This is a genomic window from Meiothermus hypogaeus, assembly GCF_003574035.1.
Classification (GTDB): domain Bacteria; phylum Deinococcota; class Deinococci; order Deinococcales; family Thermaceae; genus Meiothermus; species Meiothermus hypogaeus.
Genome location: NZ_QWKY01000042.1, coordinates 18,316 through 30,125 on the forward strand (window position 1 = coordinate 18,316; position 11,810 = coordinate 30,125).

Here is an 11,810-nt window from a genome sequence, read left to right on the forward strand (position 1 = left end):
GGCCTCGAGCCGTCTGTAATGTCCTACCGTTTTTCACCTAGGGCCCTTGACCCCCAGCCTCCTTTACCGAGTCCGTGTCACCTTGGACAAATTGCGCGGCGCATCGGGGTTGAGGCCCCGGGCCACCGAAAGCTCGGCGGCAAAGGGATAGAACGCCTGGGCCAGCAAAATCGAGTCCAGCACCGGGTGTACCTTGGTGGGCAGCGGCAGGGGGGTGTGGGCCAGATCCAGGGCCTCGGCCTCGGAGGAGGCCACCAGCAGGTGACCGCCTTTACCCCGCAGGTTTTCCAGCAAACCCACCATGCCGGGCAGGGGCTTGTCCCTGGGCACCAGTACCAGCAAGGGAAAATCGGGCTCCACCAGGGCCACCGGGCCATGGAGCAGTTCGGCCCCCGACAGGGCCTCGGCGTGGAAGGCGCTGGTTTCCTTAAGCTTGAGGGCGAGCTCGTTGGCCACAGCAAAGGCATAGCCGCGCCCCACCACCAGGCCATTGTCGGCCTCCACCAGGGCCCCCAGGCCCGCCTGCCAGTTGGCATGGGCCGCTTTATAAAGGGCCTCGGGCAGCATGGCCAGGGCCTCCTTGAGGGGCTTGTCCTCGGCCCAGGCGGCCACCAGTTGCGCCAGCGAGGCCAGGGTGGCCAGGTAGCTCTTGGTGGCGGCCACGGCTTCTTCGGGCCCGGCCCACAGCGGCAGCACCACCTCGGCGGCCTGGGCCAGGGGCGAGTTTTCCTGGTTGACCAGGGCCAGCGTAAGAGCGCCGTCACGCCGGGCCTGGCGGGTCACCTCGATCAGGTCGGGGCTCTGCCCCGACTGCGAGATACTCACCACCAGGGCCCGGTGCAGGGCCAGGCGTTGTCCGTAGACCGTATGCACCGAGGGGATTGCCGAAGAACAGACCAGCCCCAGGAGGCTTTCGATGAGGTACTTGCCGTAAAGGGCGGCGTGGTCGGAGCTGCCCCGGGCGACCGTGAGCACAAAAGGCGGGGTATGGCGGCGTAAAAAGGTGCCCAGAAGTTCCATTTCGCTCTTGTTTTCCCGCAGGGCTTGTTCCACCACAGCGGGCGCCTGGTGGGCCTCCTTGAACATTTTGGTATCGACTGCCTTCATGCAACTTCCCTCAGCTTCTGACCCCGAATATAAACTTCCAGCACCCGAAGTTGCTCGTCCAGTACCACCAGGTCGGCGGGCATACCCACTTCCAGGCCGGCCTCCCATCCGATGTACTGTGCGGCGGCACTCGAGGTCATCCGTACCACCTCGGGCCAGGCAAACCCCCAGCCGCGTAGGTTCTGGACGGCCTTATCCAGGGTGAGGGCGCTTCCGGCCAGGGTGCCATCGGCCAGGTAGACCCCCTGTTCCTTTTTGTAGACTTTATGACGACCCAGACGATATTCTCCCTCGAGCATCCCGGCTGCCGCAACCGCGTCGGTGACGGTATAGGTGCGGGGAATAGACTTCCAGGCTGCGCGAACCGCCGCCGGGTGGACGTGCAGCCCATCGGGGATGATTTCGGCCCATTCGGCGCGCTCGAGGGCCAGCCCCACCACGCCCGGCTCGCGGTGGTGCAGGGGGGTCATGGCGTTGTAAAAGTGCGTAAAACCCTGGGCTCCGGCCTCAAAACCTGCTTTGGCCTGAGCATAGGTCGCTTCTGTATGGCCCTGCTGCACCCGCACCCCCTCAGCTTTGAGGAAGGTTATCAGCTCGAGCGCCCCCGGCAGTTCGGGGGCCAGCGTGACCACCCGGATGGGGGCCAAAGCGAGCAGCCGTCGCATGGTTTCCAGGCTTGGGAGCAGGGTGTAGGGCGGCTGGGCGCCCAGTTTTTGCGGGCTGATGAAGGGGCCTTCGAGGTGCACCCCCAGCACCCGCGCCTCGCCGGGGCCGGGGTTCTCCACCACTGCAGCAATGCCCTTAAGGGCGCTCTGGAGGTCGGGCAGTGGTGCCGTGACGGTGGTGGCCAGCAGGGCCGTCGTGCCGTGCCGGGCGTGGAAGCGGGCCATCTGCCGCACCGCGGCCTCCCCTTCCATGCAATCCACGCCCCCTCCCCCATGCACGTGCAGGTCCACAAACCCCGGCAGGATGTAGCGCGAAGGAACACCCTCGGTAGAAGCGAGCGGAACAATGGCTTTGATGTGTGAATCAAACTCTACCTGGCCCAGGTAGGCCAGGTTGGAGGTGACGAGGGTTCCTACCAGTCGAGTCATCTATAACTCCAGTTTCAGGCTGATCACTTGATAGGGCGTGTAGGCCAGCGCCAGATGGCCGTTTTGTAGGGGAAGATCCTCCTCGAGGTCTTCCAGCAGATTGACCCGGCTCACCTTGCGAATGCCCAGGGAACTGAGGTCGAGCTCCAGCACACCGCGCCCGCCGTGGGCCTCGTAGAGCCGCAGGATATAACCGAAGCCCGTCTCGGCCCGCTTGAATGCAGCCACCCGCAGGCTGCCTTGCAACAAGCGCAAAAACTGCCGACTAGGCGGTTGTCCACCTGCATGCACAGGCAGAGCCAGGGGCCGCAAAGGCGCGACAAAGTCTTCGGCCTCGGCCACCGTGCCCGTCCGCCAATCGCCGGGGTGCGGGTAAAGGGCATAGGTGAAGGCGTGTTCACCCACATCGGCCAGGGGGTCGGGCCAGAGGGGGCCGCGCAGAAGCGAGAGGCCCAGCACGTTGGCGTGTGCGCTGTAGCCATGCTTGTACCCTCCCAGCAGGCTGACCCCGTAGCCCGCCTCGCTCAGGTCGGCCCAGCGCAGGGCGGGCAGCTCGAAACGGGCCGCATCCCAGGAGGTATTGGCGTGGTTGGGTCGGGCCAGGGCCCCAAAGGCGGTATCGAACCAGGCTTCGTGGGTACGCACGTTCAGGGGGAACAAGGCCCTTAGCAAGGTACGGCGCTCCTGCCAGTGCATTCTGGTTTCGATTTCCAGGCGGCGGGAACCCCCCCAGAGCCAGTAGATTTGCTCGAGGCTCGAGGCCCCCAGTTTGCGCTCCACCCAGATGCCAGACCGCAAAGGGCCCGCTTCGATGAGCTTGACCTGGCTGGCCGTAATTTCGTGGCCCTCTCGCATATACGAGGCATCCACATCCCAGGCCTCCCAGTAGCGTGGCACATCGGCATAGGCCCAGATTTGGTTACCGCGCCCGGCCAGCACTTCCCGCCGGTGGTCTTTGTCGTACAGGCGAGCCAGGGTGCCATCGGGAGCCACTTCCAGGCGCAGGTGCTGGTTCTCCAGCACACGGCCCTGCCCGTTCACCCGCACAGTGGGGGTTCGGCGGGCCTCCAGATGGGCTACCACGGCCAGAGCCAGATAACCCATAGCCGGCACGGTCTGGTCGGCCGCAATCAGGATGTGGGAGCCGGCCTCCTGGTAGGACACCTCATCGCCAGTGGCCGTAAGCAGGCGAAAAAACTGCTCGGTTGGCCGCTCCATCTGTAGCCGCAGGGGGCGCGCCGTGGTGCCCAGGTTCCACACCATCAGGTGGGCTAAGGCCTCCGGGTGCACCTTGCGCACGTCGGTGGAAAGCAAGCCTAGGGCTTCCTGGCGTAATTCCTCGGCCTGAACCAGGGCCGTCTGGAGGCTTTCGGCGGCCTCCTGAGACACGCTGTGGATGGACGAGCCCGGCAGGATGTCGTGGAACTGGTGCAGCAGCAAAACCTTCCAGAAGGCCTGCAGGTCCTGGGCCGGGTAGCGAGGCTCGTCTATGGTCAGCCGGGGGTCGAGGGGCTTGAGCGAGGCCAGGGCCCAGACCATCTCGGCCTCCAGTAGGGTTTGCTCGAGGCGCCGGTTGAGCTCTTTGAGCCGGGCCTGGGTGGTGTAGGTTGCCCGGTGCAGCTCGAGGTAGAGCTCACCCACCCAGACGGGTAACGGCGGTGCGGATTCTTCCAGCCTCTGGTAGAAGTCCTCCACCCGACCCATGGCCGCCTGGGGCAGGCCAGGAAACTCGCGGTAGCACTCAAAGCGCTCGAGCATGGGGGCGCTGGGGCCGCCACCTCCATCACCGTAGCCAAAGGTAAGGAGCGAGGTGTCGTGGTAGCGCTTGCCCTTGAAGTTTTTCCAGGTACCGGATAAGTCCAGGGCCTCGAGGCGGCCGTTGTAGCTTTCGTTGGGGTTCCAGAAAGCGTGCGCCAGCACCCTCGAGCCGTCCAGCCCCTCCCACTGCCACAGGTCGTGGGGAAAGGAGTTGGTCTCGTTCCAGTTCAGCTTGGTGGTGAAAAAGTAAGGCAGCCCCCCCTGCTGCAGAATCTGGGGCAGGTTGCCGGCAAAGCCAAAGGTGTCGGGGAGCCAGGCTACGCGGGCCCTTTTGCCAAACTTCTGTTCAAAGTAGCGCTGGCCATAGAGCATCTGCCGCACCCAGGACTCCCCCGAGAGCAGGTTGCCGTCGGGCTCGACCCACATCCCCCCCACCAGCTCCCAGCGTCCTTCCTGCACCCTGGCCCTGATCTGCTCAAACAAAGCCGGGTCGTCGGCCTCGAGCCAGGCATAGGCCTGGGCGCTGGACTGGTTGAAGTAAAGCCCGGGGTAGCGCTCCATCAGGTGCAGCACGGTAGCAAAGGTGCGGCGAATCTTGCGCCGGGTCTCGGCGATGGGCCAGAGCCAGGCCAGGTCGATGTGGGCATGGCCCGAGAGCAAGAGCCGCCCCACCGAGGGGTAGCGCGAGCGGATGTGTCCAATGGCCTGCTGGAGAAAGAGGCGGGCCTCCTCCAGGCTCTGCCGGTGTTCGGCCTCCAGGGGCAGGCCCGGCCCGGCAAAGCGCCACTCCTCCCACAGCTTGGCGGTTTCCTGGGCCCAGACCGATCGCTCGAGCTGGTTCAGGTAAGCCCGGGCCGGGCCGCGCGGTAGGCGAACGCGGGCAAAGGTCTCGCTCAGCGCGTCCAGCAAAAGCTGAGCCAGGTCAGGTTGTACATGGGGCAGGGCCTCCAGCACAGCCCGCAGCTCCGCACAAAAGGCACGCACCTGCAGATCCGGCACCAGAAGCGTGGCTTCCTCGAGCCGGGGCGCGGCCACCGGACTGCCAAATAGTCCCCTGGGCACAGCCTCGACCTCGAGCTGCACCACCTCTCTCCCCTGGGCCTGCACCAGCAGGGGGTACTCGGTGTGATAAGGGTTGAGCCCCCCCAGGGGTTGACCGTCTACCAGCAACAAACCTTCCCCCCCCGGCTTTATCCGGATCCAGACCGGTTTTCCGGCCCAGGCAGGGGGTAGCGCGGCCTCAAAAAATAGCCGAACCGGAAAATCCAGGTCGGGCCAGGGGTCGCCCGGCTTCAGGGGCACCCGGGGGCCACCGGGCATCTGGAATTCGCTCATCAGGGGCAGGACTTCCAGGTCTTGCCAGGCCGATAGCTCCTTCCAGCGAACCCACAGGCGCTGCAACCCCTCCATCACCCCTCCTCTCGAACCAGCCGCAAAGGGAACACCCCGGTAAACAGGCGCGGCCAGGCCAGCCGGGGCCGCCCCCAATCCAGCCGAACCCCCGGCAGGGCGGGGGCAAAGTACTGCTGCCAAAGGCTTTGGGCCAGCGGGGTCAGGCGCTGGTCGATGGCGAGTTCGGCTCCCCACTGCAATTCGGCCAGGTCGTAGGGGCTGGGGGGCTTACCCAGTTCCTCGGTCAGCTTTTGGTGCACCTCCGCGCGCACCCGGCTCTGGTAGAGCCAATCGTCTACCAGGCGGGAAAAGTTGGCCTCAGCCAGCGAGACCGGGTCGTCGCCAAAAAGGGCGCATACCCCCGCTGCAATGGCGCTGCCCAGGCTATTGCCGGCGGTGTTCCAGGCCGCAAAGCCGCCCAGGACGGGCAGGTTGACCGCCTGGAGCAGAAGCTGCATGAAGCGGTTCTCTGCACCGTTGGCATAGGCCACGTCGGCCACCGCAACCAGCCGGCCGACAGCCTGGTCCCCGACCAGCCGGTCTATAAGCTCGGGCAGGTGGCGCTCGGCGGTGTCCACCGTCTCGTAGTCGGGCTGGCGCTGGGCCTGCCGGGTGGCCGGTGCGTTCACGGCCAGGATCAGATCGGCCTGCTCGGTGCTCTGCACCGCCAGGCACCCGGCCGCCCGCAGGTGGGCCTTGACCAGTTCGCCCAGGGGCCGGTCTTCGTAGAGCATCGCTGCCTGGGGGGCCAGCACCGAAGGGTAGCGCACCAGCACCTTGGTCTTGCGACCGGCATGGTTGAGCAGGGCCCGGGCCAGCAGCGTACAGGCGGCCTCGTCGGCCCCAGGGTAGATATCGGCCTCGCCCCACAGGCCCAGTTCGTCCAGGCGGGCCTCGAGCCGCCGGCGGTCGCGGGCGGCCAGGCTGTAGGGGGTGGTGTCGTCCAGGGTCAGGGCCAGGTACTCCAGCACCCCCTCGTTGAGCAGGTCAATGGCCGCGAGGTGCAGGGCATGGTTGCGCTCGCGGGTGGCCAGCCAGTCCTGCAAAACCTCTTTGGGCAGGTGCAGCCGGGCCCGGTCCAGTTCCATCGGGGCATCGCCCGGTTCCTGTCCGGCGGCCTCTTTGCGCTCGAGGCGATCCATCCATTCCGAGTACTTGCGTAAGAGCGGGCCCCATTCGCCGTAGTAGGGCTTTTCCTCAAGGGGGTCGTTGTCATGGGCTACCCGCACAATCACCCCGTGGGCCAGAATGCGCAGGTGCGGACTTCTTTGCTTGATCTCGCGCAGCACCTCGAGCCTTGGCAACACCTCTTCCAGGGGGTCCGAAACCCGCCGGGCCGGAATCATACCGCCCAGGGCGAGGGTCTCCAGGGTCACGATGGCGGCATCGGCAGCAGGGGCCTCGCGCCGCAGCCACTCCGCCAGGGCTGCTGTGTTGCCCGGCTGGTTCATCTTGTTCAGGATTTCGATTGGGGGCGAACGCATCTCCAGCCCGGCCACCCGCGCCAGTTGGTGGGGTAGCTCGAGGGTCACGGGTCTGGTATCGGCAGGTAGCAACAGAACGCGCTTCATAGGTCGGACGCCACTCTAAAACCCAATCTACCCGAACCCACCTGCAAAAGGGCAGCCGTCCGGTGCGCCATAAGAAAGCCCATAGGTGGTTTCCGATAAATAAGCCAGGGTGTGTGGAGCACCAGATTGTATCACTCTGGCAGTGATCTGACCCCCATGATTTGCACCCATCGGCCACAATTGACAGCTATTGGCTATCTGCTATCAGCCAAATTTGCCCTAACCCTTCACGGCGCCCTCGAGGCCCCGCATGAAGAAGCGCTGAGCCAGGAAAAAGACCACCAGCACAGGAATCATCATAATCATGGCCCCGGCTGCCACGTTGAACACATCGTAGTTGAACTGGCCCTTGAGCTTCAGGATGGCCACCGACATGGGCAACAGATCATCATTGGTCAGGAGGGCCACCGAGGGCCAGAAAAAAGCGTTCCAGGTGCCCACCAGGGTAAAGATGCCCAGCGCCGTCAGCGAGGGCACCGACAGGGGAATCATCACCCGCCACAAAATCTGGAGCTCACTGGCCCCGTCTATGCGGGCGGCCTCCATCAGCGTGCCAGGAATGGCCAGATACGCCTGTCGCATCAGAAAAATGCCAAATGCGGTGGCGATGATGGGCAGCACTACCCCGGCATACGTGCCCAGCAACCCCAGGTCGCGCAGCGTAAGCACATTGACGATAAAGGCAATCTCGGTCGGCAGAACCAGCGTTGCCACAATGGCCCCAAAAATCAGACCCCGGCCCGGAAACTGCAGCCGGGCCAGCGGATAGGCTGCCAGCGCCGAGACCACCAGGGTTCCAACCACCGTCAGAGCGGTGATGATCACCGAGTTGAGGAAATACTTCCCCAGGTTGAGCTTGGTAATCACCTCGAAAAAATTGCCCAGCGTGACGGCTGGCGGGAACAAGCTTTTGGGAAAGTCGTAGATGCTGATGCCGCTGGCCTGTTTGTCGGTGATGGAGATGGCCAAGGTCCAGAGGAAGGGAAAAATGGCAAAACCCAGAATGACAAGCATCAGCGCGTAGCTCAGGCTGATGCGCAGCCCCTTGCGCAGGGCGGCTTTTGCCCGCATACGGGCGGCTTCCTGGGTTTGTACTGGGCTCATCGCTCACCCCTTTCCTCGCGGGTGAGCCGGAAATTGATGTAGCTCAAAGCGAACCCCACCAGCGCTATCAGCAGCCCGGCCGCCCCAGCCACGCCAAAGTTGGCATTGAGCATGTTGCCCCAGCTCTTGTTGTACACGTAGAGCAAGGCCGTATAGGTGCTGTTGAGCGGCCCCCCGCTGCCGCCGGTGAAGACGATGATTTCCTCGAGGACCCGGATGGCCGCAATCGTGGAGAGCAGGCTACACAGGAGCAGGGTCGGGCGCATCAGCGGCACGATAATCAGCCAGAAGCGCTGCCAGGCCGTTGCCCCATCCAGGGTAGCGGCCTCCTCGAGCTCCGCCGGAATGCTCTGCAGCCCGGCCAGATAGAGCACCATGTAGTAGCCAAAGCCCCGCCAGAAGGTCACTAGCATGATGGCCCACAGGGCCGTATGTTCGTTGAGCAACCAGTTGAACCGCCCTTCGGCATTAATCAGGTTCAGGAGCTGCAAAGACCAGTTTAGAAAGCCCTCTTTCTGAAAAATCCACTCCCACATCACCGCCGCCAGCGAGATAGAAGTTACCACCGGGATGTAGTAGCCCACTCGAAAAAAAGCCATCAGGGGGAGTTTCTGATTGACCAGCACGGCCACCGCCAGCGAGGCAATTTGCAATAGGGGCACCACCAGCAGGTATTTCAGCGAGTTGAGGATGCCGGTCTGGAACAGGGGGTCGCTCAGCACAAACTGGAGGTTCTTGAGCCCCACCCAGCGCGGCCCCTCCCCCGAAGCCAGGTCGGCCACGGTATAGTCGGTAAAGCCTAAATAGGAACCGTAGAACACTGGATAAAAGGTAAACAGCCCCATCAGTACCAGGGCCGGCGCTAAAAAGGCATAGGCAATGAGGGTGGCGGTCAAGGCCTGTCGTTTCATATAACGCCCTTGACTGATAGCTGATAGCCTATGGCTAAAAAATCCGCCAGCTATCAGCTATCAGCTATAGACTCTTAGCTCACTTCGCGTTGGCGTTCCAGAAGGCTACGGCATCGTCGAGGGCCTGCTTGGCAGTCTTGCGTCCCAGGAAAGCCGCCTCGACGTTGTCGTTGAAGTTCTTGTAAATGTCGTCGGTGTTCTTGGGAGGCTTGAAGCCGGGGTTAATCAGGCGGCCCGAGGCGGAGTTCATGCCTTTACCGATCTCGAGTGGGTCGTTGCTCTTGGCCTTGAGGCCGGGGTCGTTCTCTGAGCCCGCTGCCGTGGAAACGATGGGCACCACGTTGGCAAACTTGACCTGGTTGGTGCGGTTGGTTACGAAGAGGGCAAAGCGGATGGCTGCGCTCTGGTTTTTGGAGGCGCGGGGCACCACCAGGCTCATGGCCCCGCCGGTCTGGATGCCGGCCTTGCCCAGGGGCGCAGAGGCAATGCGGGTTTTGGCATAGAGGTCGGGGTTGGCCTCCTTGACGCGGTTGAGGGTAGTAGGGGCGCCCACCACTATGGCCGCCTTACCCTGGCTATACAGCTCATTGGAAAGCTGGAAGGCTTCCTTGCGCAAAAGCTCTTGTGGGATGACGTCGTTCTTCATGGCGTCCACGTACTTCTGCAACAGGGCCACGTGGGCAGGCGAGTTAAAAGCCGCCTTGCCGTCTTTGTCGTAGACTGGTAACCCCTCCAGGAAGAAGCGGCCCAGGAAGCTGGCTCCGTTGGGGTCTTTAACCGGGGGCAGCCAGCCATAAGCACCGGTGGCTTGCTTGATACGGGCCGAGGCCGCCAGCAGGTCATCGGTGTTGCGAATAGTACGTACATCTACACCGGCTTTTTGTAGCAGATCAGGGTTGTACATCATGACCCCCTGGTCGAGCCAGCCATACCAGGGCAGCCCATACACCTGACCATCCATTACGAACATGTCCAGCACGTTGGGGTAGTAGAGCTGGTTGAGCACGTTGCGGTTGACCAGCTGGGTGATGGGGGTGAGAATTTTGTTCTGGGCCGCCGCAAAGGTGGAGTCCTGCCACAGGTTGACCACATCGGGCGCTTTACCCAAAGCCACCGCCGCGGTCAGGTCGCGCTCCATGGTGTCCTGTTTGTCTACCCAGCGTACCTTAATGGTGGGGTTTTCCTTCTCGAAATCGGCGATGGTGCTCTTGATGTAGTTGTCGAAGTTGGGGCTCAGGTAGTACGTCCAGAACTCTATCTGGGTCTGGGCCAGCGCGCTCAAGCTGAGCGCCAACACCGATGCTGTTAACCAACGCTTTAACATATTTTCTCCTCCTGCGATTGCTATCAGGTCGAGCCTGAGTTAGCCAAACGAAATGCGCCCATCCAACATCAGTAGTTCCTGTCGGCTACCGCCGCCGCAGTACGGGCGATAAAGTCGGCGGCTTGCTTTCTGCGCAGCGCCACCAGGGTATAAAGCAAGTCCAGCACCAGAAGCTGCCCCATTTTGGCCGTTACCGAACCGCCCGTCAGGGGGCTTTCGGCCACCGAAGTAACCAGCACCACATCGGCAAAACGGGCCACCGGGCTTCGGGTGCGCTGGGTAATGGCCAGGGTAGCTGACCCCGACCGCTTGGCAACTTCAAGGGCTTTAACGGTATCTATGGTCGTGCCGGAGCGGGTAATGCCGATGGCCAGGGCTTTCTTGTCCAGCGTGGCTGCGGCCATCGCCGCCATATGAGGATCGGGATAGGCCTGGGTGGTATAGCCCAGGCGCATGAACTTGTAGGCGAAGTCCTGGGCGGTTATTCCCGAGGCGCCCACGCCATAGATGTCGATGCGCTGAGCGCGTAAAATCAGGTCTACCGCCATGTTTACCAGTTTCATGTCTACCAGGCGGGAGGTGTCCTCGAGGGCCTGTTTGGCATGGTGGGTGACGTACTCGAGCGCCTCCTGAGGGGTTCTGGGGTTGTCCTGCGGCCCCAACCCCACCGGGCTCGCGGCCAGGTCGGAGGCCAGGGCCAGCTTGAACTCCTGGAAGCCGCTAAAGCCCAGGTCGCGGCAGAAGCGAATCACGCTGGCTTCGGACGACCCCGAGGCCTCGGCCACCTCCACCACCGTCTGGTAGAGCAGCTTTTCGGGGTTTTCCTGCACATAGCGGGCAATCTTGCGCAAGGCCGGGGTCATCTCACCCCCCAGGCTTCGCAATAAGGCCAAAGCACCGTTAGGCATGGCCTGGCCCTCTCTGGGCATCCATGGCTGAAGTTTGGGGCCCAGGCACTCCGATACCATCCCAAGCTTTAGTACTACGTTTGTGCACCCCTGTCATTGGGCCACCTTTTGCAAAGCATCCACAAAACCTTGCGTGACCCACTCCAAGCGGGTGAGGGCCGTACCCACCGTGACTGCAAAAGCCCCTGCGTCCAGGGCCTGCCGGCCCTGAAGGGGGGTGGCAATCCGGCCCTCGGCAATCACCCTGATCCCTCGCCTGGAAAGCGCGCGCACCAGTTCCAGATCGGGGCCTTCCAGCTTGGGCGAGTAGTCGGTGTAGCCCGACAGCGTGGTGCCTACCAGGTCGGCCCCTAGTTGGTGGGCGCAAAGACCTTCCTCCAGGGTGGAAATATCGGCCATTGCCAGACAACCCTGGGCATGGATGGCTTCGATCATCGCCCCCATCTCTACCGGGCGCGGGCGTTGGGTGGCGTCAAACGCTACGATATCGGCCCCCCGCTCAGCCAGAGCCAGCACATCGGACAGCTCGGGGGTGATGTAGACCGGGGAGCCCACCACTTCACGCTTGACCAGACCAATAATCGGTACCGCGACCGCCCCCCGAACCGCCTCTAAATCGGCCAGCCCCTCAATGCGTACCC

General features: G+C 63.2%; 9 protein-coding genes. All 9 read right to left on the reverse strand.

The window, feature by feature from the left end:
* Positions 1 to 63: 63 nt before the first annotated feature.
* Positions 64 to 1,107, reverse strand: coding sequence for an SIS domain-containing protein (locus tag Mhypo_RS11145; RefSeq protein WP_119341371.1), 1,044 nt, complete (start codon positions 1,105 to 1,107; stop codon positions 64 to 66).
* Positions 1,104 to 2,201, reverse strand: coding sequence for an N-acetylglucosamine-6-phosphate deacetylase (nagA, locus tag Mhypo_RS11150; protein WP_119341372.1), 1,098 nt, complete (start codon positions 2,199 to 2,201; stop codon positions 1,104 to 1,106). Before nagA ends, Mhypo_RS11145 begins: the two co-directional genes overlap by 4 nt.
* Positions 2,202 to 5,369 (reverse strand): alpha-mannosidase, encoded by a 3,168-nt coding sequence (locus tag Mhypo_RS11155; protein WP_240637224.1) that lies wholly within the window; start codon positions 5,367 to 5,369, stop codon positions 2,202 to 2,204.
* Positions 5,369 to 6,922, reverse strand: coding sequence for a DUF4127 family protein (locus Mhypo_RS11160; protein WP_119341374.1), 1,554 nt, complete (start codon positions 6,920 to 6,922; stop codon positions 5,369 to 5,371). Before Mhypo_RS11160 ends, Mhypo_RS11155 begins: the two co-directional genes overlap by 1 nt.
* A gap of 219 nt (positions 6,923 to 7,141) precedes the next feature.
* Positions 7,142 to 8,026 (reverse strand): carbohydrate ABC transporter permease, encoded by an 885-nt coding sequence (locus tag Mhypo_RS11165; RefSeq protein WP_119341375.1) that lies wholly within the window; start codon positions 8,024 to 8,026, stop codon positions 7,142 to 7,144.
* Positions 8,023 to 8,937, reverse strand: a complete 915-nt coding sequence (locus Mhypo_RS11170) for a carbohydrate ABC transporter permease (protein WP_119341376.1) — start codon at positions 8,935 to 8,937, stop codon at positions 8,023 to 8,025. Before Mhypo_RS11170 ends, Mhypo_RS11165 begins: the two co-directional genes overlap by 4 nt.
* Positions 8,938 to 9,016: 79 nt before the next feature.
* Positions 9,017 to 10,261, reverse strand: coding sequence for an ABC transporter substrate-binding protein (locus tag Mhypo_RS11175; RefSeq protein WP_119341377.1), 1,245 nt, complete (start codon positions 10,259 to 10,261; stop codon positions 9,017 to 9,019).
* 68 nt (positions 10,262 to 10,329) lie between these two features.
* Entirely contained in the window at positions 10,330 to 11,190 is an 861-nt protein-coding gene (locus Mhypo_RS11180; RefSeq protein WP_240637225.1) for a MurR/RpiR family transcriptional regulator, read from the reverse strand.
* 72 nt (positions 11,191 to 11,262) lie between these two features.
* On the reverse strand, positions 11,263 to 11,810 hold a 548-nt coding region (locus tag Mhypo_RS11185), incomplete at its 5' end, for an N-acetylmannosamine-6-phosphate 2-epimerase (RefSeq protein ID WP_147371350.1).

What these genes read in the sequence shown, in the direction of transcription:
- Mhypo_RS11145 (WP_119341371.1), bottom strand. Translation starts at nt 1,107, where the DNA reads ATGAAGGCAGTCGATACCAAAATGTTCAAGGAGGCCCACCAGGCGCCC.
- nagA (WP_119341372.1), bottom strand. Translation starts at nt 2,201, where the DNA reads ATGACTCGACTGGTAGGAACCCTCGTCACCTCCAACCTGGCCTACCTG.
- Mhypo_RS11155 (WP_240637224.1), bottom strand. Translation starts at nt 5,369, where the DNA reads ATGGAGGGGTTGCAGCGCCTGTGGGTTCGCTGGAAGGAGCTATCGGCC.
- Mhypo_RS11160 (WP_119341374.1), bottom strand. Translation starts at nt 6,922, where the DNA reads ATGAAGCGCGTTCTGTTGCTACCTGCCGATACCAGACCCGTGACCCTC.
- Mhypo_RS11165 (WP_119341375.1), bottom strand. Translation starts at nt 8,026, where the DNA reads ATGAGCCCAGTACAAACCCAGGAAGCCGCCCGTATGCGGGCAAAAGCC.
- Mhypo_RS11170 (WP_119341376.1), bottom strand. Translation starts at nt 8,937, where the DNA reads ATGAAACGACAGGCCTTGACCGCCACCCTCATTGCCTATGCCTTTTTA.
- Mhypo_RS11175 (WP_119341377.1), bottom strand. Translation starts at nt 10,261, where the DNA reads ATGTTAAAGCGTTGGTTAACAGCATCGGTGTTGGCGCTCAGCTTGAGC.
- Mhypo_RS11180 (WP_240637225.1), bottom strand. Translation starts at nt 11,190, where the DNA reads ATGCCCAGAGAGGGCCAGGCCATGCCTAACGGTGCTTTGGCCTTATTG.